This window comes from Vibrio aestuarianus (genome assembly GCF_012395185.1).
GTDB classification, from domain to species: domain Bacteria; phylum Pseudomonadota; class Gammaproteobacteria; order Enterobacterales; family Vibrionaceae; genus Vibrio; species Vibrio aestuarianus.
Map to the genome: position 1 here is coordinate 102,679 of NZ_JAAZTU010000001.1, position 24,554 is coordinate 127,232.

Sequence of the window (24,554 nt, forward strand, 5' to 3'; positions counted from 1 at the left end):
GCGTTTGGCATCTAAGACATTAAGTCAATAGATTAGAAGTCGTAACGAAGACCTAGAGCTAGCTCATCTTCAGCATCTGCTTTAGTTGCTGTACCAGTGTTGTTACCAACTGCACCGATCTTATCGCCTTCATCAATCATGTTGAAGTTGTAAGAGATGTAAGTACGGAAGTTAGGCTTGAAGTAGTAAGTGTAGTCAATTGCAAAGTTATTTGCAGAAGTCTCATCAAAAGTTTCAGCGTTGTTGTAAGTTGCTGTAATTGCAGATGAACCTGGTAGTTTGTAACCAAATGCAACTTCGTAACCCGTGTAATCACCGTTAGTTTTTGCTTTCTCACCATCAGTGTAAATAGCAGCGATATAAGCATCAGCGATTGTGTAAGATGCCGCAACCATGTACTCGTTTTGCTCATCTTGGTCTGCGTAGCCAGCACCTAGTTTGAAACCAGTGTCAAAAAATGCGTAGGTACCAGAGATTGAGTAACCGTCAGCACCGTTATCAGCGTAACCACCGTCAGTTGCGTCTGTACGGTCAGCAAAGCGGTAGCTTGCTTTTAGACCAAAGTCTGCAAATTGACCTTTGTACGACAGCATGTTGTCAGAACGGTCTGCAACAGCGATTTTATCTGCCGCAGAGTTACCGTGGTAAGACATGATATCTGTGAAATCTGTGATAACACCTAGTGCACCGTCGTTTTTACCGTAAGTCACTTCACCGAAGTTACCACCGATACCAGCGTAAACGTAACGGTTAGTTAGATCGCTGTCACCTTTATCGGTATCTTTGCCATTTTCAGCTGTTGTGAATTCACCTTCGTAGAAACCAACACCGTATAGGCTGTCGTTGATCGCAACTTTACCTAGGAAGTTCAAACGTACACGAGAGTTGTCTTGAGCTTTACCATCTTTAAGAGACAGACGCGCTTCAGCACGACCGCCGATTTCTAGAGTGTTGCCTTGAGAGCTGTACACTGTAGAGCCAGCTTGGTCACTGCTTTGGTTTACGCCTTCTGCGTTTACGCCTGTAGCCACTGCTGCGGCTGATACTGCTAGAGCAATCAGAGTTTTGTTCATCTTATTTAGTCCTAATTTATTGTCCATAAATTTTTATTTCCGACGTATGTATCGTCCTAAGAGAAATAATAAATCCCAAACATGTTGCATATGTCAGCTTTGTGTAAAACCTTAAATCATATACGACAAGGTGCTTTTAATATTTCTTGTGCTACTTTTTACCCTTAAGTTCCCTTATTAGTTAGTAAAATGATATAAATCGGACTTATGAACGATGCTTTATTTGTGGTAAATAAATATCAAGTCTTTGTTTTTTTTAAAATAAAATTGGTTTTTTAAGCTGGTTTGATCTGTTCTGTTTTTATTTTTTTTTAGTGATGTGGGTCGGTTTTTTGTGCGAAATGATTTGCCTTGTAGTGTGGTGGCGAGTGTTTCACTGCCGTTTTTTTTGATTCAATTGACAAAAGATGATCAAAGAGTCACTTGATTTCAGGTGATTTAGTCACAAAGTTTGATTACACTAATCAGCAATTATGTTGTTCCATCTACTACCTAGCCTAACAGGTTGGGTAGTTTTGTTTTGCCCAAAGAAAGCTTTGGCATATGAGGTGTAAAATGGAAAAAGTTCCAATGACAGTACGTGGTGAACAGCTACTGCGTACCGAGCTAGATAGGCTATTAAAACTGCGCCCACAAATTTCAGAAGCTATCGCAACCGCGCGTGAGCTTGGCGATTTAAAAGAGAATGCTGAATATCATGCCGCTCGTGAAGAGCAGGGCATTTGCGAAGCTCAAATTCGCGATATTGAATACAAGCTTTCTGTTGCTCAAGTGATTGATGTCACTAAAATGGAAAATACGGGTAAAGTAATTTTTGGTTCGACAGTAACAGTGATCGATGTCAATACCGACGAAGAAAAGCGTTATCAAATTGTCGGTGAAGATGAAGCTAATATTAAATTGGGCCGAATTTCTGTTAGTTCTCCGATTGCACGCGGTTTGATCGGTAAAATGGAAGGCGATGAAGTGATTATTGCTACCCCAGGTGGCGATAAAGATTTCGAAATTGACAAAGTTGAATACATTTAACTGAAGGTCAGAAATCAAAAAGGTCGCAACATGCGACCTTTTTTGTCTTTATCCATGACTAAATAGAGAATAACGATAGACTCTATTTGCGAGGAATTTCGATTTTACGCTGCTCTGATTGGCGGAACAGTACAAGAATATTACCGATAGTCTGTACTTTTTCTGCGCCAGTTTCACGAACAACGGCATCAATGATCAACTGTTTAGTTTCGCGATCTTCTGATGCCACTTTAACTTTAATCAGTTCGTGGTGGTTCAGTGCAATTTCGATTTCCGCTAGAACAGCCTCAGTGAGTCCATTTGCGCCCATAAGCACAACAGGTTTTAGACTGTGTGCTAGGCCTTTAAGATGCTGCTTTTGTTTGGTGCTTAGGTTCATTACGCGGCCAATTTTATTTAATATAAGGGTTGAAAAACGCTATTTTAACGCCATCTATGCTTGAAGACTATATTTTATACCATACTTTCTTGGATAGAAGCATTTCAGTTAGGAATCGAATGAGTAAACAGAAGCATTCAGCGAGCTCTGGCCGTTGGTTGAAAGAACACTTTGATGACAAGTATGTGAATGAAGCCAAGAAGAAAGGTTACCGTTCTCGTGCTATCTTCAAAATTGAAGAAATTCAAAATAAAGATAAATTGCTGAAATCGGGAATGACCGTCGTTGATTTGGGTGCAGCCCCTGGTGGTTGGTCTCAATATGCGGCAGGTATTGTCGGTGATGAAGGGCAAGTTATCGCATGTGATATCTTACCAATGGATTCCATCGCAGGTGTTGCCTTTCTACAAGGTGATTTCCGCGAAGAATCGGTGTTAGAAGCACTATTAGAACGCATTCAGCCAGACATGGTAGATGTAGTGATGTCTGATATGGCCCCTAATATGGCCGGCAATTTATCGGTTGACCAACCCAGAGCAATGTACTTAGTTGAACTTGCTTTAGATATGTGTCGACAAGTTCTTGCCCCAAATGGTAGTTTTGTGGTCAAAGTATTCCAAGGCGAAGGGTTCGACCAATATGTTAAGGATATCCGAGACATGTTCAAGGCCGTAAAGATTCGCAAACCCGACTCATCGAGAGCTCGCTCTCGAGAAGTGTACATTGTAGCCACTGGTTACAAAGGTTAACGTTTTTGCTGTGCAAAGCATGAGTTAACACTATGGCTACAGGTTACAAACTGTAGTACCCTACCTTTAATTACAACTAGTTATCGCGAGGCTTACACCTTGAGTGATATGGCAAAAAATTTAATTCTGTGGCTAGTTATCGCTGTTGTTTTAATGTCGGTGTTCCAGAGCTTCGGCCCTGGTGATAGTAACGGCAAAGCAGTTGATTACACCACGTTTGTACAGGAAGTTGGCCAAGGCCAGATTCAAGATGCTCAATTTAACAACAGTGAAATTACCTTTACTCGTAGAGGTGGTGGTGCTCGTTATGTAACTTACATGCCAGTGTATGATCAAAAGCTACTTGATGACTTGATCAACCAAAACGTGAAAGTACAAGGAACGCCTCCAGAAGAGCAAAGCTTGCTCGGAACTATTTTCATCTCTTGGTTCCCAATGATTCTATTGATTGGGGTTTGGATCTTCTTCATGCGTCAAATGCAAGGCGGCGGCGGTAAAGGCGCTATGTCATTTGGTAAGAGCAAAGCTCGCATGATGAGTGAAGAGCAAATTAAAACTAACTTTGGTGACGTTGCAGGCTGCGATGAAGCGAAAGAAGATGTGAAAGAGCTGGTTGACTACTTGCGTGATCCAAGTCGCTTCCAAAAACTGGGCGGTAAAATACCAACAGGTATCTTAATGGTTGGTCCTCCTGGTACGGGTAAAACGCTGCTTGCTAAAGCTATTGCAGGTGAAGCGAAAGTACCGTTCTTTACCATTTCAGGTTCCGACTTCGTTGAAATGTTTGTTGGTGTTGGTGCATCTCGTGTGCGTGACATGTTTGAACAAGCAAAGAAAGCGGCACCGTGTATCATCTTTATCGATGAAATCGATGCGGTTGGTCGTCAACGTGGTGCTGGTGTCGGTGGTGGTCACGATGAGCGTGAACAAACACTAAACCAAATGCTGGTTGAGATGGATGGTTTCGAAGGTAACGAAGGTATCATCGTTATCGCTGCAACGAACCGTCCGGATGTTTTAGACCCTGCGTTGCTTCGTCCTGGTCGTTTTGACCGTCAAGTGGTTGTTGGCTTGCCTGATGTACGCGGCCGTGAACAAATATTGAAAGTTCATATGCGTAAAGTGCCGCTAGCGGGTGATGTTGAACCATCATTGATTGCACGTGGTACACCTGGTTTCTCTGGGGCAGACCTTGCGAACCTTGTAAACGAAGCGGCATTGTTTGCGGCTCGTGGTAACAAGCGTAACGTTTCTATGGTTGAATTCGAATTGGCCAAAGACAAAATCATGATGGGTGCTGAGCGCCGTTCAATGGTGATGTCTGAAGAAACCAAAGCGTCAACCGCGTACCATGAAGCTGGCCACGCTATCGTTGGACGTTTAGTACCAGAGCATGATCCAGTATACAAAGTCTCAATTATCCCTCGTGGCCGAGCGTTAGGTGTGACTATGTATCTGCCTGAGCAAGATCGTGTCAGCATGTCGAAACTACATCTAGAGTCGATGATTTCTAGCTTGTATGGCGGCCGTTTAGCTGAAGAGCTAATTTATGGTAAGGATAACGTATCAACAGGCGCTTCTAACGATATTGAACGTGCCACGGATATCGCTCGTAAGATGGTGACACAATGGGGCTTCTCAGAAAAACTGGGTCCATTGCTTTACGCTGAAGATGAAGGTGAAGTATTCCTTGGTCGTAGCGTAACTCAAACCAAGCACGTGTCGAACGACACAGCTAAGCTTATTGATGATGAAGTCCGTAAAATTATCGACCGCAACTACGACCGAGCGCGTAAAATCCTTGAAGATAACATGGATATTATGCACTCAATGAAAGATGCATTGATGAAATATGAAACTATCGATGCTGGTCAAATTGATGATCTAATGGAACGTAAAACTGAAATCCGAGAGCCTGCAGGTTGGGGCGATCAAGCAAAGGCAAAAGCCGATGATGCGGAAGTCAGTACTGAAGCGGAAAAAGCTCAAGAGCAAACCAAAGAGCCTGCTGCTGAAGCGACACCAGATGAATCCTCAGAAAAGAAAGATGCTGAGTAATCATTAATCCTTTAATTAAACCCCGAGTTCACTCGGGGTTTTTGTGTTTTAGAGCAAAATGAAGATTCAAACTCCAACGAAAACGCTGATTTTCGACCGCCCACATGTGATGGGTATACTTAATGTAACGCCAGATTCATTTTCAGATGGCGGTAAATTTAATTCACTTGAACTGGCTATAGAACGCGCAGAAAAAATGATCGCAGCAGGTGTTAGCATTATTGACATTGGTGGCGAATCAACAAGACCGGGCGCGCCTGAAGTGACATTAGAGGATGAGCTGCAACGCGTTGTTCCAGTCATTAAAGCGATTCGAGCGAAACATAATGTATGGATATCGATAGATACCAGTAAAGCTGAAGTGATGAGGCAGGCGGTTAATGCCGGTGCCGATCTGATCAATGATGTACGAGCATTACAAGAGCCAGGAGCATTAGAGGTAGCAGCCAAGGCTGGAGTGCCTATCTGTTTAATGCATATGCAAGGCCAACCAAGAACCATGCAAGTGAGCCCTTGTTATCAAGATGTTCTTACCGATGTAAAGTCATTTCTTCAAGAGCGCGTTGCTGCGTGTGAGAATGTAGGTATTGCTCGTGAACAAATTATTCTTGACCCCGGTTTTGGATTTGGAAAAACGCTCGAGCACAATTATCATCTTCTGGCACACCTTGAAGCCTTTCATCAGCTAGGCTTTCCTATTCTGGCTGGAATGTCTCGGAAATCTATGATTTTTAAGCTGCTAGAAAAAAATCCAGCAGACTGTATGGTAGCGAGCGTAACATGCGCGACGGTAGCAGCGATGAAAGGTGCGCAAATTATTCGGGTTCATGATGTAGATGAAACTCTTGAAGCAATGAAAATTGTGCAAACCATTATTCAAAATAGTTAAAAATAATAATTAAGGAAGAATTATGTCTGACAAAAGACGTTACTTTGGTACAGATGGTGTCCGCGGTAAAGTTGGACAATACCCTATCACTCCTGATTTTGTATTAAAGCTTGGCTGGGCTGCTGGACGTGTACTAGCAAAACAAGGCACCAAAAAAGTTATCATTGGTAAAGATACACGTATTTCTGGTTATATGCTTGAATCAGCTTTAGAAGCGGGTTTGGCAGCAGCTGGACTAAAAGCGACACTGACTGGCCCAATGCCAACACCAGCGGTAGCATACTTAACACAAACTTTCCGTGCAGAAGCGGGGATTGTTATTTCGGCGTCACATAACCCTTATTATGATAATGGGATTAAATTTTTCTCATCAGAAGGCACAAAATTGCCAGATGATATCGAATTGGCGATTGAGGCAGAACTGGATAAAGATATCGAGTGTGTTGAATCGGCAGAATTAGGTAAAGCAACACGTTTAGTTGATGCTGCCGGTCGCTATATTGAGTTCTGTAAAAGTACTTTCCCGTCAAAATTAAGTTTAGCGGGCTTAAAAATTGTGGTCGATTGTGCGCATGGTGCCACTTACCACATTGCTCCTAACGTATTTAAAGAGCTAGGTGCTGAAGTTATTGCGATGGGTGTTGAGCCTAATGGTCTCAATATCAACGATGAAGTCGGTGCTACAGATGTAAGAGCGCTACAGCAGCGAGTGGTCGCAGAAAATGCCGCGCTAGGTTTGGCATTTGATGGTGATGGCGATCGAATCATCATGGTTGACGAGCTTGGCAATAAAGTCGATGGTGACCAAATTGCGTACATTATTGCCCGTGATGCTCTGCGCCGAGGCGAGTTGAAAGGTGGTGTTGTGGGAACATTAATGACCAACCTTGGTATGGAGAATGGCTTAAAACAGCTTGGTATTCCATTTACCAGAGCTGCCGTTGGTGACCGCTATGTGATGGAAAAACTTCTGGAGAAGGGATGGAAAATTGGTGCTGAAAATTCAGGGCACATCATCCTGCTCGACAAAGTGACTACCGGTGATGCAATTGTTGCCGCTTTGCAAGTACTTGCATCGGTTGTTGGCAGTGAATTGTCGCTAAATGAATTAGCCAAGGGCATGATACTCTACCCACAAGTGTTAGAAAATGTCCGTTTTAGCGGTGATTCTAATCCTTTAGAAGCGGAAGCGGTTAAAGCTGCGGTTACTGCTGTTGAAGCTGAACTTGGCAGCAAAGGGCGAGTATTACTACGTAAATCAGGTACTGAGCCACTGCTACGAGTTATGGTTGAAGGTGAAGATGCGGAGTTGGTTGAAAATTCCGCACTGAAAATTGCACAAGCCGTGAAAGCAAGTTGTTAAATTAGCGCTAAATAACGGCTGACCTAAGCTTTATTTGATGAATCAGCATTAATAAACTTGGTTAGCCGTGTTTGTATCTGTTTATTGCCCTTTTTTTGAGCGTTTGATACGCAAACAGTGCTTTTTTACGAAATAGCGCTTGTCAGTATTGGTTGCATTAGTTAGTATTGCGTCCGCCTTCGCTGAGGAGGCCGCTAGCCTTGTTCAAGTCAACTGATAAGAACGGCGCTGGCTCAACAATTTGGAACATAGGTGGAAGTAATGTTTACAGTTCTACTTGTGATTTACCTGTTGGCGGCGCTTGGTATCATTGGCCTAGTGTTAATTCAACAAGGTAAAGGCGCAGATATGGGAGCCTCTTTCGGTGCTGGCGCTTCAAACACTGTGTTTGGTGCTGGTGGCTCAGGAAATTTCCTAACCCGAATGACTGCAATTTTTGCAACAGTATTTTTCATCCTTAGTTTGGCATTAGGCAATATGTCTACGCATAAAACTGAATCGCAATGGGTTGACCCTACACAAGGTCAAGTGATTGAGCAAACTACTGATGCCGCGGTTGATGTACCAGCAAAAGCTGGTGATGAAATACCGCAATAACTTATCGTTAGATAAGTATAAATAATTGCCGAGATGGTGAAATTGGTAGACACACTAGCATGAGGTGCTAGCGCCTATGGTGTGAGGGTTCGAGTCCCTCTCTCGGCACCATTATTTACAAACTTGTAAATCACTTGATTGAGCGTATAATGCTCGCAAGTCGGACGCGGGGTGGAGCAGCTTGGTAGCTCGTCGGGCTCATAACCCGAAGGTCGTCGGTTCAAATCCGGCCCCCGCAACCAATTCTTTAGGGTTTTGGATGCAAGTTTGAGCAGTGTCAACCTCACTGCAATTGAGAATTTAGGTTCTCAATCATCAGGGTCCAGCAACAAAAAACCCCGACTTTCGGGGTTTTTTGTTATCTAAATTTCTCAAGCTGAGATTTTAGATAGTTGCTTGGGATTTAAATTGGGCTCTGTGCCCTTTTTTTGTTTCTGGAGTGGTTTAAATGACTGGTTTAGAAAGACAACTGACTGAAATGCTTGAAGCTCCAGTGGCAGCATCTGGTTATGAGTTAGTTGGATTAGAGTTTATTCGTGCCGGTGAGCACTCAACACTACGCATTTATATTGATCATGAAAATGGCATTCTTGTTGACGATTGTGCTGAAGTGAGTCGTCAAGTAAGTGCCGTTCTTGATGTTGAAGATCCAATTTCAGTGGCTTATAACCTAGAAGTTTCTTCACCAGGTTTAGAAAGACCACTTTTTAAAGCAGCACACTATGAACAGTTTGTTGGTCACGAAGTCAGCATCGTTTTGAAAATGGCCGTAGGCAACCGCCGAAAATGGAAAGGAATTATTCATTCTATTGAAGGTGAAACTGTTGCGATTAGCGTTGATGGGCAAGAAGAGCAATTTGCGCTTAGCAACATTTCAAAAGCTAACCTGATTCCTAAATTTTAGTTCTCCTAGAGAAAAGAGCTTAAGAGGCTAGATAAATGAGTAAAGAGATTTTAGCGGTAGTTGAAGCGGTTTCAAACGAGAAAGCAGTACCTCGTGAACGTATTTTTGAGGCGCTTGAAACTGCGCTAGCGACATCGTCAAAGAAGAAGCATGACATCGAAATCGATGTTCGTGTTGCCATTGACCGTAAAACGGGTGAGTTTGAAACATTCCGCCGTTGGTTAATTGTTGAAGAAGTAGAGAACCCAACGAAAGAAATTTCTTTCGAAGCGGCTAAGTACTACGACGAAACGGCAGAACTTGGTCAATATGTTGAAGATCAAATTGAGTCAGTAACGTTTGACCGTATTACCACGCAGACTGCAAAACAAGTTATCGTACAGAAAGTACGTGAAGCTGAACGTGCGCAAATTGTTGAACAGTTTATCGACAATGAAGGTGAATTGGTTACAGGCGTCGTTAAGAAAGTGAATCGTGATTCTGTTATTCTTGACCTTGGTAACAATGCTGAAGCGGTTATCTTACGTGATGATCAACTGCCACGTGAAAACTTCCGTCCAGGCGATCGTGTTCGTGGTCTGTTGTACGCAGTTCGCCCAGAGGCACGTGGTTTCCAATTGTTCATTACTCGTTCAAAACCTGAGATGCTTGCAGAGCTTTTCCGTGTTGAAGTGCCAGAAATTGGCGAAGAGTTGATCGAACTAAAAGGTGCGGCTCGTGACCCTGGTTCTCGTGCAAAAATCGCAGTAAAAACCAACGATAGACGCATCGATCCTGTAGGTGCTTGTGTTGGTATGCGTGGTGCACGTGTTCAAGCGGTTTCAAGTGAAATTGGTGGCGAGCGTATTGATATCGTTCTTTGGGATGATAACCCAGCTCAGTTTGTTATCAACGCAATGGCTCCTGCTGATGTCGCCTCTATCATCATGGATGAAGACGCACATTCAATTGACATCGCTGTTGAAGCTGACAACTTAGCACAAGCTATTGGCCGTAATGGTCAAAACGTTCGCCTAGCGTCACAATTGACGGGTTGGGAATTGAACGTCATGACAGTGGCTGATCTTCAGAAGAAACACCAAGAAGAATCAATGGCTTCAATCGAGAACTTCATGAAGTATCTTGATATTGAGCAAGACTTCGCTGAGCTTCTTGTCGAAGAAGGATTCTCAACACTTGAAGAAGTGGCTTATGTCCCAGAGGCTGAGTTACTCGAAGTGGATGGCTTGGATGAAGATCTCATCGAAGAATTACGTACTCGCGCTAAAAATGCTCTAACAACGATTGCATTGGCACAAGAAGAGTCTTTTGAAGGTCTAGAGCCTGCTGAAGATTTACTTGCTCTTGAAGGTTTAGAGCGTGAAATGGCATTTAAACTGGCAGCCAAAGGTGTAGTAACACTTGAAGATTTAGCTGACCAAGGTATTGATGAACTTGAAAATATTGAAGGCCTTACCGAAGAACGTGCTGGTGAACTTATTATGGCAGCACGTAATATTTGTTGGTTTGGCGACGAAGAATAATTTTCAGCAAGGGGAGAAAGCGGCATGACACAACTAACAGTTAAAGCACTGAGTGAAGAAATTGGTACGCCAGTTGACCGCTTATTAGAACAACTTGCTGATGCAGGCATGAAAAAAACAGATGTAGATAGCGTTTCCGATGACGAGAAACAACAACTGCTATCTCACCTGAGAAAAGAACATGGCGACACTACTGGTGATAACGAACCGACGCGTTTGACTCTGCAACGTAAAACGCGCAGTACTCTTAGCGTGAACGCTGGCGGTGGTAAAAGTAAGAATGTTCAAGTTGAAGTGCGTAAAAAACGAACCTACGTTAAGCGCAGTGCAATTGATGATGAAGCAACACGCGAAGCTGAAGAAGCTGCGCAGCGCGAAGCCGAAGAATTAGCGAAACGTGAAGCTGAAGAAGCAGCAAAACGTGAAGCTGAAGAAAAAGCAAAACGCGAAGCGGAAGAAAAAGCAAAGCGTGAAGCAGAAGAGAAAGCGAAACTTGAAGCACAAGCAAGTGACAAGAGCAACGCTGATGAGAAAGCAAAACGTTCTGCAGTGAAACCAGAACTTTCTGCTAAAGATAAAATTAAGCAAGAAGCAGCGCGAAAAGAAGCCGAAGAGCTAAAACGTCGTCAAGAAGCCGAAGCATTACGTAAAGCTGAAGAGGAAAGTCAGCGCCAGCTAGAAATAGCGCGTGAATTGGCTGAGAAGAACAAAGAGCGTTGGTCTGCTGAAGAAGAGAAAAAGGGTAGTATGGAAGAAAATACAGATTACCATGTTACGACTTCAACGTATGCACGTGAAGCCGAAGATGAAGCAGATCGCCGTGAAGAAGGTGCTCGTAAGCCAACCAAAGCGAACAAGCGCAAAATGTCATCTAAAGATGATAAGCAAGAGCGTGATTCTCGCCGCGGTAAAGTTCGTAAAGGTCGCATGTCTAAGCCTGCTTCTATGCAACATGGTTTTGATAAATCAGCGGTAGTTGCTAAGCAAGATGTTGTAATTGGTGAAACAATTGTTGTTTCTGAACTGGCGAGCAAAATGTCAGTTAAAGGCACTGAAGTCATCAAAGTGATGATGAAAATGGGTGCTATGGCGACAATTAACCAAGTGATTGACCAAGAAACAGCAGCGCTTGTTGCTGAAGAAATGGGCCACAAAGTTGTTCTTCGTAAAGAGAATGAACTTGAAGAAGCGGTACTTGCCGATCGCGACAACGATGCAGCGGCAGTAAGTCGTGCACCGGTTGTTACTATTATGGGTCACGTTGACCACGGTAAAACGTCAACACTTGATTACATTCGTAAAGCTCACGTTGCCTCTGGCGAAGCGGGTGGTATTACGCAGCATATCGGTGCTTATCACGTTGAAACACCAAACGGCATGATTACTTTCCTTGATACTCCTGGACACGCAGCGTTTACTGCTATGCGTGCTCGTGGTGCTCAAGCGACAGATATCGTTGTTCTTGTGGTTGCAGCAGACGATGGTGTTATGCCACAAACGGTTGAGGCTATTCAGCACGCTAAAGCGGCGGGTGTTCCTTTAATTGTTGCGGTTAACAAAATCGATAAAGAAGATGCAAACCCTGACAACGTTAAGAATGAATTAGCGCAGTATGATGTTATCCCTGAAGAGTGGGGCGGTGAGAACATGTTTGTTCACATCTCTGCGAAGCAAGGAACGAACATCGACGGTCTTCTAGAAACCATTCTGCTTCAATCAGAAGTTCTAGAACTGACTGCAGTTAAAGAAGGTATGGCCTCTGGTGTGGTTGTAGAATCTCGCCTAGATAAAGGTCGTGGTCCTGTAGCAACAGTATTGGTTCAATCTGGTACTTTGCGTAAAGGCGATATCCTTCTTTGTGGTCAAGAATATGGCCGTGTCCGTGCGATGCGTGACGAAAATGGTCAAGAAATCGTTGAAGCTGGTCCGTCAATTCCTGTTGAAATCATCGGCCTTTCAGGTGTTCCTGCATCTGGTGATGAAGCGACTGTTGTACGTGATGAGCGTAAAGCTCGTGAAGTTGCAAACTACCGTCAAGGCAAATTCCGTGACGTGAAACTTGCTCGTCAGCAAAAATCTAAACTAGAGAATATGTTCTCTAACATGACTGCTGGTGAAGTTGCTGAATTGAACGTTGTTCTGAAAGCAGACGTACAAGGTTCAGTTGAAGCGATTGCCGATTCATTACGTAAGCTTTCTACTGATGAAGTGAAAGTTAACATCGTAGGTTCTGGTGTTGGTGGTATTACGGAAACTGATGCAGTACTTGCCGCAGCTTCTAACGCTATCGTACTTGGCTTTAACGTTCGTGCTGATGCTTCGGCTCGTCGTACTATTGAATCTGAAAACTTAGACCTACGTTACTACTCAATCATTTACCAATTGATTGACGAAGTAAAAGCGGCAATGAGCGGCATGCTAGCTCCAGAATTCAAGCAAGAGATCATTGGTCTTGCGCAGGTTCGTGACGTATTTAAGTCACCGAAACTGGGTGCAATCGCAGGTTGTATGGTGACTGAAGGTGTTATCAAACGTAGTAACCCAATTCGCGTACTACGTGATAACGTGGTTATCTACGAAGGTGAGCTAGAATCACTACGTCGCTTTAAAGATGACGTACAAGAAGTTAAGAATGGCTACGAGTGTGGTATCGGCGTTAAGAACTACAATGATGTTCGCGTTGGTGACCAAATCGAAGTCTTCGAAACAGTGGAAATTAAACGTACACTGGATTAATTGACTAACGTTGCTGTATTTAAATAGACAGTAATCGGTTGTTGAATACACCATGGGGGGCTGGGTTGAACCATCCCCCCATTCTTTCTATATGTGAGAAAAGATATGTCAAAAGAATTTAGCCGCACGCAGCGTGTATCGCAACAGCTGCAAAAAGAACTTGCCATGATCCTACAACGTGAAGTTCGTGACTCACGTTTGGGTATGGTTACCATCTCTGAAGTTGAAGTGTCTCGTGACCTTGCTTATGCAAAAGTGTTTGTCACTTTTCTATGTGTGGGTGAGCAAACTCCAGAAAGTTGTTTAGCGGCATTAAAAGAGCATGAAGTTCATATTCGTATGATGCTTGGTAAGCGCATCCGTCTGCGTTTGACGCCTGAAATCCGTTTTACTTATGACAATACTTTGGTTGAAGGTATGCGTATGTCAAACCTTGTAAGTGAAGTGGTCAGTAACGATAAGCGCAAACAAAAAGATGCTGGTCGTGAAGATGAACAAGCTGCAGAAGAAGGAAATGAATAGATGGCACGTCGTCGTAAAGGTCGCCCAATTAACGGGGTAATTTTACTTGATAAGCCAACGGGCATTTCTTCTAACGATGCACTGCAAAAAGTAAAGCGTATCTATTTTGCAGAAAAAGCGGGTCACACTGGAGCTTTAGATCCTCTCGCGACAGGCATGCTGCCTATCTGCTTAGGTGAAGCGACCAAGTTTTCCCAATTTCTGTTAGATTCTGATAAAAAGTATCGAGTGATCGCTAAACTCGGTGAGCGTACCAATACATCAGACTCTGATGGTGAAGTGGTTGAAACGCGTCCAGTTAATGTCGAATTAGACAATTTACATGCTTGCATTGAGAAGTTTCGTGGCGAAACAGACCAAATTCCTTCAATGTTTTCAGCATTGAAGTACCAAGGTCGCCCACTTTATGAGTATGCTCGTGAAGGTATTGATGTTCCGCGCGAATCTCGCAAAATCACGGTATACGAAATTACACTGATTCGCTTTGAAGGCGATGAAGTGGAAATGGAAGTGCACTGCTCAAAAGGGACTTACATTCGTACGATTGTTGATGATTTGGGTGAAATGCTTGGATGTGGCGCGCATGTCACTATGCTACGTCGTACTGCGGTCGCTAAATACCCGTATGAAAAAATGGTGACACTAGAGCAGCTTAATGAGTTACTTGAGCAAGCGCGCGAGCAAGATATTGCACCAAAAGAGTTACTTGATCCGCTACTGATGGCTATGGATACCGCAGTAGAAGATCTCCCTGAGGTGAATTTGATTCCTGAATTGGCAGACATGGTTCAACATGGGCAGCCTGTTCAAGTATTTGGTGTACCAGCCGAAGGTAGCGTTCGCATGACAATGGGAGAAGAAAAACTCTTTATTGGCGTGGGTGAAATCGATAACGATGGTCGCGTGGCACCGAAGCGTTTAGTGGTTTTTAGAGACGAAGAGTCACTATAAATAGCTATTGCTTAACGTGAGTGATTTCCCTATAATCCTCGCTTCGCGTAGCGGCTGAATCAGAGATTGGCTGCTACACCTTTAAACTTACTCTTATTAGGAGAGAATTATGTCTCTGAATGCAGAAACTAAAGCAGCTATCGTAGCAGAATACGCACGTGGCGAAGGCGACACAGGTTCACCAGAAGTACAAGTAGCACTACTAACTGCTTCTATCAACCACCTACAAGGTCACTTCAAAGCTCACAAAGGCGATCACCACAGCCGTCGCGGTCTACTACGCATGGTTTCTAGCCGTCGTAAGCTTCTTGATTACCTAAAAGGTAAAGATCTTGGTCGTTACCAAGACCTAATCAAACGTCTTGAGCTTCGTCGCTAAGATCGGTTTGTTCAGAAAAGGGGCTTTTAGCCCCTTTTTTGTTATCTAAATTTGGTACAACCTTCTCTAAGTAGTTTATACTACCCGCCGTAAAAGTGTGTTTTACACATTAGCAACCATACTTAAAGCATTACAGTCACCGAAGTCGGCCAGCAGGTCGCGGCTATTAAAAGTAGCGTTCAGATACAAGAGTGAGCCAAAGCATCATTCTTGCTTTCAAGAGTTAGAGCCTATTTTTACTAGTCGCGATTCGTAATGTCTTGAGTGTAATTTCATTTAATCTAGAGGTAACTCTAGAGCAAGGATACAAAGATACATGTTTGATAAACCAGTAGTGAAAACATTCCAGTACGGTAACCATACCGTGACTATCGAAACCGGCGTTATCGCGCGTCAAGCTACAGCAGCCGTAATGGTAACTATGGACGATACTGCAGTATTCGTTTCTGTAGTCGGTAAAAAAGAAGCGGTTGAAGGTCAAGACTTCTTCCCTCTTACCGTAAACTACCAAGAGCGTACTTACGCTGCAGGTAAAATTCCAGGTGGCTTCTTCAAGCGTGAAGGTCGCCCATCTGAAGGCGAAACACTAACGGCTCGTTTGATCGACCGTCCAATTCGCCCACTGTTCCCAGACGCATTCAAAAACGAAGTACAAGTTATCGCTACGGTTATGTCAGTAAACCCTGACGTTCAACCGGATATGGTAACAATGATCGGTACTTCTGCAGCACTTGCTATTTCAGGCATCCCGTTCAACGGTCCTATCGGTGCAGCACGTGTTGGCCACATTGATGGTCAACTTGTACTTAACCCAAGCATGACAGAGCTAGCTACTTCTAAGCTTGACCTTGTTGTTGCGGGTACTAATAACGCCGTTCTTATGGTTGAATCTGAAGCTGACAACCTAACTGAAGAAGAGATGCTTGCTGCAGTTGTGTTTGGTCACGATCAACAACAAGTTGTGATCAATGCGATCAACGAATTTGCTGCTGAAGTTGCCACTCCAGCTTGGGATTGGGTTGCTCCTGAAGAGAACACAGCACTTAATAATAAGATCGCTGAACTAGCAGAAGCTAAGCTTGTTGAAGCTTACCAAATCACTGAGAAGATGGCTCGCTACGACCGTATTCATGAAATTGCTGCTGAAGTAAACAGTGTGATTCTTGCTGAAGATCCTGAAGCAAATACGAAAGAAATCCACACTATTTTCCACGATCTAGAGAAGACAGTTGTACGTCGCAGCATCATTGCAGGCAACCCACGTATCGACGGCCGTGAGAAAGACATGGTTCGTGCGCTAGACGTACGCACAGGCATTCTTCCTCGCACTCACGGTTCTGCACTATTTACTCGTGGTGAAACTCAGGCAATCGTAACTGCAACTCTTGGTACTCAACGTGATGCTCAAATCATCGATGAGCTAACAGGTGAGCGTAAAGATAATTTCCTACTACACTACAACTTCCCTCCATACTGTGTGGGCGAAACTGGTTTTGTAGGTTCTCCTAAGCGTCGTGAAATTGGCCACGGTAAACTGGCTAAGCGTGGTATTGCAGCGGTAATGCCTTCAGTAGAAGAGTTCCCATATACTGTTCGTGTGGTTTCAGAAATCACTGAATCTAACGGTTCATCTTCAATGGCTTCTGTATGTGGTACTTCTCTTGCTCTTATGGATGCAGGTGTACCAATCAAGTCTTCTGTTGCAGGTATTGCAATGGGTCTTGTTAAAGAAGGTGACGATTTCGTTGTTCTTTCTGACATCCTAGGCGACGAAGATCACCTTGGTGACATGGACTTTAAAGTAGCAGGTACTAACCAAGGTATTACTGCGCTTCAAATGGACATTAAGATCGAAGGTATTACTAAAGAAATCATGCAAATTGCTCTTAACCAAGCGCAAGGTGCACGTAAACACATTCTTTCTGTAATGGACCAAGCTATCTCTGGCGCTCGTGAAGAGATTTCTGAATTTGCTCCACGTATCTACACCATGAAGATCAGCTCTGAGAAAATCAAAGATGTGATCGGTAAGGGTGGCGCTGTTATCCGTGCTCTAACGGAAGAAACAGGCACAACGATTGAAATCGAAGATGATGGCACAATCAAGATTGCGGCAACCGATGGCGCTCAAGCGAAAGAAGCTATCCGTCGCATCGAAGAGATCACGGCTGAAGTTGAAGTCGGCGCTATCTATACAGGTAAGGTTGCTCGTCTAGCTGATTTCGGTGCATTTGTTAACATTCTTCCTGGTAAAGATGGTTTAGTACACATTTCTCAAATTGCTGATCAACGCATTGAGAAAGTGTCTGACTACTTGAAAGAAGGTCAAGAAGTTCAAGTTAAAGTACTTGAAATTGACCGCCAAGGCCGCGTTCGTCTAAGCATGAAAGAAGCGGTAGAAAAACCTGCTGAAGAAGCGGCTCAAGAAAAATCTGCACCAGAAGCTGAGTAATATAGTTTTAGGCAGAGAAGCTTAGGGCTTTAGTCGCCTTTTCGGCATAAAGCATGATATAAAGGGAGCGTTATTCGCTCCCTTTTTTATGCCTAAATTATCGCAATATAATGGATTTATTCGGTATTGGCTTGGGGTATACAGGAGTCTTATTTGTGAAATGGTTTCAAACACTAGCGCTGAGTATTTTGATATTTACGGTATCAGGCTGTGCTTCAACTCAAGATGAAAATCAGAGACAGTGGCTATATCCACCTATGGCGGTGCCTTTGCAGTCGACTGTGCAACAGGAAGTACAAATTGCACGTCTCACGCAATTGCTACAACGTGCAGACTTAGCTGACGATGTGCGCGCCAAAATGTTTTATGAGCGCGGCAACAGCTATGACAGCGTTGGACTACGTGATTTGGCTCGTGTCGACTTTAATCAGTCACTTGCGATTAACCCAGCTCAACCTGATATTTTTAATTTATTAGGCGTGTATTACACGCAAGTCGGGGAGTTTGATGCCGCTTATGAAGCGTTTGATTCAACACTCGAATTAGACCCTGATAACTTCTATGCCGAACGAAATCGCGCGATCGCCTTATATTATGGAGATCGCATTGATTTAGCGTTACAAGAGATGACTCATCACTATCAGCAAGATCCAAGTGATCCGTTTCGTGCATTATGGTTGTATATCATTCAAAGCGAAGTTGACTCAGCTACCGCTCGCTCTGACCTGCTTAATCGTTATCAAGAACGTGACGAGCAGTGGGGGTGGGTATTGGTTGCTTTAACTTTAGATGAAATCTCTGAAGAGCAAGCTTTTAAAGCGATTTTAAATGGTTCTCGCGATAACACCTTATTGGCACAGCGTTTAACGGAAACCTATTTCTATCTGGCAAAACGTTACCAACAAGAAGGGGATTATGCTCATGCGATCTCATTGTATAAATTAGCCCTCTCTTTCAATGTGTATGAATATGTTGAGCATCGTTACTCCTTCCTTGAGTTGGGTAAAATATTTCAACAAGTGCGAGCTGAGTACCTGACAAAAGTACAGGCTGAAGCTAAAACGCAGGCGACTTCAGAGTAACTGGAAAGATCTTATCTAAGCCGCTGCGTAATGCCGCGGCTTTTTTATTGCTCATCATGCCAAAAAAATAGATAGCTTATGGAGTGTCGTATGAAAAATTCGATTTATCGTCAGTTTTGGCGTTATACCATTCCAACGGTAGCGGCTATGTTGGTGAATGGCTTATATCAAGTGGTCGATGGTATTTTCATTGGTCACTATATAGGGGCCGATGGCTTAGCTGGGATCAACATTGCTTGGCCTGTGATCGGTTCTATTTTAGGAATTGGTATGTTGGTTGGGGTTGGTACTGGGGCGTTAGCGTCGATTAAACAAGGTGAGCAAGACATAACAGCCGCCAAACAGGTACTTTCAACGGGTTTATTATTAATACTGCTACTGACGCCAATTGTTGCCGCTATTCTCTGGTTTTATGCCGATGATTTTCTATTATGGCAAGGTGCACAAGGACGAGTATACGAGCTAGGTTTACAATACTTAGAGGTATTGATTATCGCTTGTGCTTTTACACTCGGTTCTATCGCAATACCGTTTTTACTGCGCAATGATGATAGCCCCAGTTTAGCAACGCTACTGATGGTATGCGGTGCGATCATTAATATTGTGTTTGATTATATCTTGATCGCTTACTTAGGCTGGGAATTAATGGGCGCCGCGATCGCTACCGCTATTGCGCAGTTCAGTGTCACTTTACTCGGTATTGGCTATTTTTTTTCGTCACGTGCGAAGTTACGACTTTCACTTGCTGTGATGACTTTTCAATGGTCATTATTACCTAAAATTGTTGCGATCGGCTTATCCAGTTTCTTTATGTACGCTTATGGTTCAATGATGGTCGCGGTACACAACACTCTGTTCACTCATTATGGCAGTGCGACGCTCGTTGGAGCTTATGCTATTTTGGGCTATATCGTGACGGTTTACTACTTAACGGTCGAAGGTATAGCTAATGGAATGCAGCCGCTAGCAAGCTTTAACTATGGCGCTAAGCATTACCACAATATTCGCAAGTTACTTCGATTATCAATGAGTATTGCGCTGCTCGGTGGTATCGGTTTTATTGTGTTACTTAACTTGTTTGCGCATCAAGTGGTCTCGGTGTTTAACTCGACTGACTCACAGCTTATGGTAGATGCGGTTCGTGGGCTGAGACTGCATATGTTTGCGCTGTTTTTGGATGGATTTTTGGTGGTGACGGCAGCGTATTATCAATCAACTAATCATGGTAGTAAGGCTCTATTTATCACCATAGGTAATATGCTGATTCAACTTCCATTTTTATACTTATTACCAAAATTTTACGGTGTTACTGGTGTGTGGATTGCTTTTCCAATCTCAAACATTGCTTTGAGTGTATTGGTGGGGGCTATGCTGTGGCGAGATTTACGTTTACTGCCAAATGATCAATCGAAGCCGCAGCCAGTATTGGTATAAATTATAGTTGCCAGTTTATTGAAAACCGCCTCCTGAATTGAAGGCGGTTATCTTTCCTACTTGAAGTTGCAGCGGTATTGGCTACGTTTGCTCACCCCAATTACATAGTTTATCTATGATCATGAGGATTCACTCACTTGCCGCTTACCTGCAACTTCAAGTAGTTTGGGGATATATACTTGCAGAGCATCAGCTCTGTTGGATCTCTAAACCAGCGAGTTGATGCCAATAACCGTTACATTGATGATCGACTAGCGGTGAAAAATGCGTGCCCTTCTCATTCGCTTTGAATTGTTCAAGCAGTGACAAGCTCTCTATACCGAGTGGGCTGAGACGAACCACATCAACCAACCCATCCATACTTGCTAAGTCATTAATCAAGTTATAACAATAGCCAGATTGCGTCTGAATACCATTGAGATTAAACACCGCTTGTCCTTCTTGGCTATGTACTTGAATGCCAGTTGGGTATTTGACGCAGCAAGTTTCGCACTCATCTTTTGCTCGGTTTTCCGCGCGAGCGGTAAAGCAACGTGCGGAGTAGGCTAATGGTAGATAGCCATGGCTAAAGACTTCCACTTCAAATTTATTTTTGATACCCAGTTCATCACATTGAATTAATACGTTTTTTAACCAGTCTCGAGATAGCTCAACTGGCATGCACCAACGAGTCATTCCTTGTTTTAGAAATAGCTGTAGCGTGTGCGCATTGTAGGTATTGACCGCAGGACCAACCACAAAAGGGACTCTTTTTTCACTGGCTAATTGAATCGCGGAAACATCATTGGCTTCAATCGCAAAATCACCGTTATCAATGTATTTCTTCATGATGGTGATTTCGCTAGGTGCCTCTAATAGTGCCATGGTGGATAACACCACTTGTTTACCAGTTTGAGAAAGCTCTTTAGCGATATCGAGCCAATGTTGTGTTTTCATCTCTCGCCGTTTTGAGCAGACAGACTCACCCAAATAGATAATATCTGCAGCACTTTGCTGTGCCTGCTGATAGAAGTGTTCAACCTCTTGTTTTGGCCAGAAATAGAGTAAAGGACCCAGCGCGTATTTCATTGTATTTTCCATTCAATTACTGCCATTGACGGTGGTATGCACCCAGTGTGGTTTGCGTGCCTTCGGACACGTTGGCCAAGGCGGCATTCCACGCGGCTTCAACTTGGTATGCTTGTGGGTTAGCTTGGTAGCGATCTATTGCTGCACGCCAAGTACGAGTAACTTGCTCGACATAAGCGGGGCTACGTTGGCGTCCTTCAATTTTTACTGAGGTCACATTGGCCGCAAATAGTTCAGGAAGCAGTGACAATGTATTAAGGCTGGTTGGCTCTTCTAGAGCATGATAGCGTTTGTTTTCGCCATCAATTACAGCTTCAAATCGACCTTTGCACAGCGTTGGGTAACCGGCATTTTCACCAGCAGCATATTTATCAATTAAAATCTCGTTTAAGCGAGATTCAAGCCCAGAATCGGTTTCTTGCCAGCGAACATATTTGGCAGGAGAGCAAGCGCCTACCGTATTGGGTGATTCTCCCGTCATGTACGAAGAGAGATAACAGCGCCCTTCAGACATAATGCACAAGCTACCAAAAGCAAACACTTCAAGCTCGACATCGGAAGTGATATTACGTGAAAGCTGTTTGACTTGGTGGATAGACAACACTCGTGGCAGGACCACGCGTTTAATGTTGAAGTTTTGTTTATAGAAATCGACTGCAGCGACATTGGTCGCTGATGCTTGCACCGAAAGGTGTAGCTCAAGGTCTGGATATTTTTTTGCGGCGTAATCGAGCACTGCAATATCTGCGACGATCAAAGCATCAATGCCTAAGTCTGCCGCATTATCGACAGCGTTTGTCCAACGTTCAAATCCATTAGGATGAGCAAAGGTGTTTAAAGCAACGTGAATTTTTTTCTTGCTGTCGTGAACGTATTGCACGGCTTTCTCTAATTTCTTGCCTGCGAAGTTTAAGCCTGCAAAGTGACGCGCATTAGTGTCATCTCGAAAGCCGATGTACACTGCGTCAGCACCGCAATCAATCGCAGTTTTTAGCGCAGGTAGATTACCTGCAGGACATAAAAGTTCCATTGCTCTGTAAGATATTTTGAGGAAAAGTGGCTGTATTTTATGAAGAATTATTAATGGCAAATTTGATGTAAGGCAGGTTTGCGGTGAATAAGTAAGATTTACTTGGCGAGACTCGTGCGGTGGCGGCGGTTTTGTACAAATAACTCTTCGACTTCTTGCCTTGGTTGAGGGCGATAAAAATGAAATCCTTGAATTGAATTGCAGTTTAAGTTCGAGAGTAAAGTCGCTTGTTGTTGTGTTTCTACACCTTCTGCAACAACCGTGAGGTTTAATGATTTACCTAAATTAATGATATTTTCAATCACCGTCACTTGTTTGGGTAAGGTATCAATATCGGTGATGAAAGCTCGGTCAATTTTAAGCTCATCAATTGGGAATCTAGCAAGGTAAGAGAGTGACGAGTAACCAGTGCCAAAGTCATCAATCGAAAGCGAGAAACCAAGTTTTTTAATCGCATTTAGCATTTGCAGTGTGTGTTCACTGTCGCTCATGACTGCACTTTCGGTTAATTCGAAGGTAATACAGTTTGGATCCAACTCGGTGGTGCGCAGTAGCTTTTCCATGTAATCGATTAGCTTAGGATTACCAAATTGTTCAGGAGATAGGTTTATCGCCACACGCCCAGGCAAAATACCTTGTAGCTTCCAACGTTTAACGGTAGCAAAAACGTCACGCATCACAACGCGACCTAAGTGCTCAATTAATCCCGCCTTTTCCGCGACTGGAATAAAGGCCCCAGGGCTAATATAGCCTTCAACAGGGTGTTTCCAGCGTACTAATGCCTCAGCACCATTAATGCTAAAGTCGCGTGCATTGACCTTAGGCTGATACCACACTTCAAGCCCGTTTTGCTGCAATGCTTTTTGCAGTTCAATTTCTAACCATAAGCGCATCCGCGCTTCTTTGTTCATTTGATCATTAAATTTAATTAAGCGATTACGGCCACGATCTTTAGCTTCATACATGGCGGTGTCGGCATTCTGGAGTAGCATTCGTGCATCGTTACCATCACCTGGGTAGGTAACGCTACCAATAGAACAAGCGAGGCGCTTGCTGAAATGGTGAAGATCAAAAGGTTGATTAATTAGTGCAATAATACGTTCAGCAAGCATCTCTGCTGCGCGGTTATTTTCAGGCTCTGGCAGAATTAAACCGAATTCATCTCCACCGAGATGCCCAACAACCGCTTGTTGAGGCAGCAAGCGTTTAAGGCGCATCGAGACTTCTTTGATCACCTTATCACCGATATGGTGACCTAAAGAGTCATTGATATTTTTGAAGTTATCAATGTCGAGATAAAGCATGACCAGCGATGTTTCATTTTGAATAAATTGCTCTAAACGTTTGGTAAATCCAAAGCGGTTATATAAACCAGTCAGTGAATCAATATGAATATCGGCTTGAGCGGTTGCAGATAGCTGTTTGGGTGAATCTTCAGCATCTTGGATCAACACCAATTGCGAGTTGTTACCTAACACAACGGTTTCACTGGCGTGTAATTGCACTTGTCTTTCAAAACCACACCTAGGGCCAGTTAGACAGACTAGAGGTGCCTTTGCTATCAATGAACTCAGTTGTGAACTGAAAACGGTTTTAGCCTTGTCATCAATAAACAGACTAGATAGGTCTTCACCGAGTAGTTCTGCGGTGCTTTCAAAGCCAAGTAGACGAGCGGAGGCTGGGTTTGCTGAGATAATGCAGTCGTTGTCGACCAATAATAGTCCGTCAGGAAGCAAACAGGTAAGTGTTGAAAATTTACTTTCAGATTCTTCTAGAGAGCGAATCAGTATCTGTTTTTCAGATGTGTCAATGGCATGAAAAACAATCTGTTTTACTTCCTTGTTAATCAATATAGGTGAGATAGAAAAATGCAAGCTAGTTTCTAAATCTACTTCGTGGAGAGTTAATTCCGTTTCTAGAGTTTCACCTTGAAATGCACGTTCATAATAGGGTTTGAGATGATGATAGAAATACTCACCGAGAATTTGGCAGTCATTCATCCCAACCAATTCGGTTGAGCTCAGTCCAGCGATGTCGCAATAACGTTCGTTGACCATAACATAATTATGTTGGTCATCTAAGATCGCAAAAAAGAACGAGTTGTTCTCGGTTATTTTTGCAAACCAATGTTGTAAATGTTGCGAAGGCATCAAGGTACTACCAACTCTCCAGAGCACTTATATTCATGAGGATGTTACAACGTAAGTAACACATTAACTATAACTTTGATTGCAGCGATGGAAAAGGTTCACAAACAATGTACGTTTTTTGATGCATAACAGGAATCAGCACTATCACATCCATTATGATTAGCCACTACTACATTACAAGGTAAC

General features: G+C 43.4%; 20 protein-coding genes and 2 tRNA genes. 17 read left to right on the forward strand and 5 right to left on the reverse strand.

The annotated features are described in order from the left end of the window. Positions 1 to 32: 32 nt before the first annotated feature. Positions 33 to 1,073, reverse strand: a complete 1,041-nt coding sequence (locus tag HGG78_RS00420; RefSeq protein ID WP_053311274.1) for a porin — start codon at positions 1,071 to 1,073, stop codon at positions 33 to 35. 555 nt (positions 1,074 to 1,628) lie between these two features. Here HGG78_RS00420 and greA point away from each other — a divergent pair. Further along, complete coding sequence (greA, locus tag HGG78_RS00425) at positions 1,629 to 2,102, forward strand: transcription elongation factor GreA (RefSeq protein ID WP_053311273.1); 474 nt, start codon at positions 1,629 to 1,631, stop codon at positions 2,100 to 2,102. Positions 2,103 to 2,184: 82 nt separating this feature from the next. Here the strand turns inward: greA and yhbY are convergent, their stop codons facing one another. Continuing rightward, positions 2,185 to 2,481 carry a ribosome assembly RNA-binding protein YhbY gene (gene yhbY / locus HGG78_RS00430; RefSeq protein ID WP_053311272.1) on the reverse strand — a complete coding sequence of 99 codons (297 nt, stop codon included), beginning with the start codon at positions 2,479 to 2,481 and terminating at the stop codon, positions 2,185 to 2,187. Positions 2,482 to 2,600: 119 nt separating this feature from the next. Between yhbY and rlmE the strand changes: the two genes are divergently transcribed. The 16 genes from rlmE (at position 2,601) to HGG78_RS00510 (ending at position 20,120) form a co-directional block, all read left to right on the forward strand. Continuing rightward, the gene (gene rlmE, locus HGG78_RS00435) at positions 2,601 to 3,230 is read left to right on the forward strand and encodes a 23S rRNA (uridine(2552)-2'-O)-methyltransferase RlmE (RefSeq protein WP_053311271.1); all 630 of its coding nucleotides are present in this window, start codon (positions 2,601 to 2,603) and stop codon (positions 3,228 to 3,230) included. Between the two features lie 99 nt (positions 3,231 to 3,329). After that, complete coding sequence (gene ftsH, locus HGG78_RS00440) at positions 3,330 to 5,288, forward strand: ATP-dependent zinc metalloprotease FtsH (RefSeq protein WP_168523221.1); 1,959 nt, start codon at positions 3,330 to 3,332, stop codon at positions 5,286 to 5,288. Positions 5,289 to 5,346: 58 nt separating this feature from the next. Beyond that, a complete protein-coding gene (gene folP, locus HGG78_RS00445; RefSeq protein ID WP_172531793.1) occupies positions 5,347 to 6,177 on the forward strand; it encodes a dihydropteroate synthase in 831 nt (276 codons plus the stop codon). A gap of 22 nt (positions 6,178 to 6,199) precedes the next feature. After that, complete coding sequence (gene glmM / locus HGG78_RS00450; RefSeq protein ID WP_172531794.1) at positions 6,200 to 7,540, forward strand: phosphoglucosamine mutase; 1,341 nt, start codon at positions 6,200 to 6,202, stop codon at positions 7,538 to 7,540. A 261-nt stretch (positions 7,541 to 7,801) separates the two neighbouring features. Next, entirely contained in the window at positions 7,802 to 8,137 is a 336-nt protein-coding gene (secG, locus tag HGG78_RS00455) for a preprotein translocase subunit SecG (protein ID WP_053311267.1), read from the forward strand. 27 nt (positions 8,138 to 8,164) lie between these two features. After that, positions 8,165 to 8,248, forward strand: a tRNA-Leu gene (locus HGG78_RS00460). 54 nt (positions 8,249 to 8,302) lie between these two features. Next, positions 8,303 to 8,379: transfer RNA gene (locus HGG78_RS00465), tRNA-Met, on the forward strand. Positions 8,380 to 8,585: 206 nt separating this feature from the next. After that, complete coding sequence (gene rimP / locus HGG78_RS00470; protein ID WP_053311266.1) at positions 8,586 to 9,041, forward strand: ribosome maturation factor RimP; 456 nt, start codon at positions 8,586 to 8,588, stop codon at positions 9,039 to 9,041. A gap of 35 nt (positions 9,042 to 9,076) precedes the next feature. After that, positions 9,077 to 10,564, forward strand: coding sequence for a transcription termination factor NusA (gene nusA, locus HGG78_RS00475; protein WP_053311265.1), 1,488 nt, complete (start codon positions 9,077 to 9,079; stop codon positions 10,562 to 10,564). Positions 10,565 to 10,588: 24 nt separating this feature from the next. Continuing rightward, positions 10,589 to 13,300: a translation initiation factor IF-2 gene (gene infB / locus HGG78_RS00480; protein WP_053311264.1), complete on the forward strand. Its 2,712-nt coding sequence runs from the start codon at positions 10,589 to 10,591 to the stop codon at positions 13,298 to 13,300. 105 nt (positions 13,301 to 13,405) lie between these two features. Then, on the forward strand, positions 13,406 to 13,822 hold the full coding sequence (rbfA, locus tag HGG78_RS00485; RefSeq protein ID WP_053311263.1) for a 30S ribosome-binding factor RbfA: 417 nt from the start codon (positions 13,406 to 13,408) through the stop codon (positions 13,820 to 13,822). Beyond that, the gene (gene truB, locus HGG78_RS00490) at positions 13,823 to 14,773 is read left to right on the forward strand and encodes a tRNA pseudouridine(55) synthase TruB (RefSeq protein ID WP_053311262.1); all 951 of its coding nucleotides are present in this window, start codon (positions 13,823 to 13,825) and stop codon (positions 14,771 to 14,773) included. 109 nt (positions 14,774 to 14,882) lie between these two features. After that, positions 14,883 to 15,152, forward strand: a complete 270-nt coding sequence (gene rpsO, locus HGG78_RS00495; RefSeq protein WP_053311261.1) for a 30S ribosomal protein S15 — start codon at positions 14,883 to 14,885, stop codon at positions 15,150 to 15,152. A 316-nt stretch (positions 15,153 to 15,468) separates the two neighbouring features. Then, positions 15,469 to 17,604 (forward strand): polyribonucleotide nucleotidyltransferase, encoded by a 2,136-nt coding sequence (gene pnp, locus HGG78_RS00500; RefSeq protein WP_171979548.1) that lies wholly within the window; start codon positions 15,469 to 15,471, stop codon positions 17,602 to 17,604. A gap of 155 nt (positions 17,605 to 17,759) precedes the next feature. Continuing rightward, positions 17,760 to 18,686 carry a lipoprotein NlpI gene (gene nlpI / locus HGG78_RS00505; RefSeq protein ID WP_053311397.1) on the forward strand — a complete coding sequence of 309 codons (927 nt, stop codon included), beginning with the start codon at positions 17,760 to 17,762 and terminating at the stop codon, positions 18,684 to 18,686. A 90-nt stretch (positions 18,687 to 18,776) separates the two neighbouring features. Further along, positions 18,777 to 20,120: an MATE family efflux transporter gene (locus tag HGG78_RS00510; protein WP_172531795.1), complete on the forward strand. Its 1,344-nt coding sequence runs from the start codon at positions 18,777 to 18,779 to the stop codon at positions 20,118 to 20,120. A gap of 189 nt (positions 20,121 to 20,309) precedes the next feature. Here the strand turns inward: HGG78_RS00510 and HGG78_RS00515 are convergent, their stop codons facing one another. The 3 genes from HGG78_RS00515 to HGG78_RS00525 form a co-directional block, all read right to left on the reverse strand. Beyond that, positions 20,310 to 21,188, reverse strand: a complete 879-nt coding sequence (locus HGG78_RS00515; protein WP_422108871.1) for a U32 family peptidase — start codon at positions 21,186 to 21,188, stop codon at positions 20,310 to 20,312. Between the two features lie 16 nt (positions 21,189 to 21,204). Further along, complete coding sequence (gene ubiU / locus HGG78_RS00520) at positions 21,205 to 22,218, reverse strand: ubiquinone anaerobic biosynthesis protein UbiU (RefSeq protein ID WP_172531796.1); 1,014 nt, start codon at positions 22,216 to 22,218, stop codon at positions 21,205 to 21,207. 98 nt (positions 22,219 to 22,316) lie between these two features. Then, positions 22,317 to 24,368: a sensor domain-containing protein gene (locus tag HGG78_RS00525; protein WP_172531797.1), complete on the reverse strand. Its 2,052-nt coding sequence runs from the start codon at positions 24,366 to 24,368 to the stop codon at positions 22,317 to 22,319. Positions 24,369 to 24,554: the final 186 nt, after the last annotated feature.

Bases quoted from the DNA above. Each gene is read 5' to 3' on its own strand.
- rbfA (WP_053311263.1), top strand. From the start codon at position 13,406: ATGTCAAAAGAATTTAGCCGCACGCAGCGTGTATCGCAACAGCTGCAA.
- secG (WP_053311267.1), top strand. From the start codon at position 7,802: ATGTTTACAGTTCTACTTGTGATTTACCTGTTGGCGGCGCTTGGTATC.
- yhbY (WP_053311272.1), bottom strand. From the start codon at position 2,481: ATGAACCTAAGCACCAAACAAAAGCAGCATCTTAAAGGCCTAGCACAC.
- nusA (WP_053311265.1), top strand. From the start codon at position 9,077: ATGAGTAAAGAGATTTTAGCGGTAGTTGAAGCGGTTTCAAACGAGAAA.
- rimP (WP_053311266.1), top strand. From the start codon at position 8,586: ATGACTGGTTTAGAAAGACAACTGACTGAAATGCTTGAAGCTCCAGTG.
- rlmE (WP_053311271.1), top strand. From the start codon at position 2,601: ATGAGTAAACAGAAGCATTCAGCGAGCTCTGGCCGTTGGTTGAAAGAA.
- pnp (WP_171979548.1), top strand. From the start codon at position 15,469: ATGTTTGATAAACCAGTAGTGAAAACATTCCAGTACGGTAACCATACC.
- glmM (WP_172531794.1), top strand. From the start codon at position 6,200: ATGTCTGACAAAAGACGTTACTTTGGTACAGATGGTGTCCGCGGTAAA.
- greA (WP_053311273.1), top strand. From the start codon at position 1,629: ATGGAAAAAGTTCCAATGACAGTACGTGGTGAACAGCTACTGCGTACC.
- HGG78_RS00510 (WP_172531795.1), top strand. From the start codon at position 18,777: ATGAAAAATTCGATTTATCGTCAGTTTTGGCGTTATACCATTCCAACG.
- HGG78_RS00515 (WP_422108871.1), bottom strand. From the start codon at position 21,188: ATGAAATACGCGCTGGGTCCTTTACTCTATTTCTGGCCAAAACAAGAG.
- truB (WP_053311262.1), top strand. From the start codon at position 13,823: ATGGCACGTCGTCGTAAAGGTCGCCCAATTAACGGGGTAATTTTACTT.
- rpsO (WP_053311261.1), top strand. From the start codon at position 14,883: ATGTCTCTGAATGCAGAAACTAAAGCAGCTATCGTAGCAGAATACGCA.
- ubiU (WP_172531796.1), bottom strand. From the start codon at position 22,218: ATGGAACTTTTATGTCCTGCAGGTAATCTACCTGCGCTAAAAACTGCG.
- HGG78_RS00420 (WP_053311274.1), bottom strand. From the start codon at position 1,073: ATGAACAAAACTCTGATTGCTCTAGCAGTATCAGCCGCAGCAGTGGCT.
- HGG78_RS00525 (WP_172531797.1), bottom strand. From the start codon at position 24,368: ATGCCTTCGCAACATTTACAACATTGGTTTGCAAAAATAACCGAGAAC.
- infB (WP_053311264.1), top strand. From the start codon at position 10,589: ATGACACAACTAACAGTTAAAGCACTGAGTGAAGAAATTGGTACGCCA.
- folP (WP_172531793.1), top strand. From the start codon at position 5,347: ATGAAGATTCAAACTCCAACGAAAACGCTGATTTTCGACCGCCCACAT.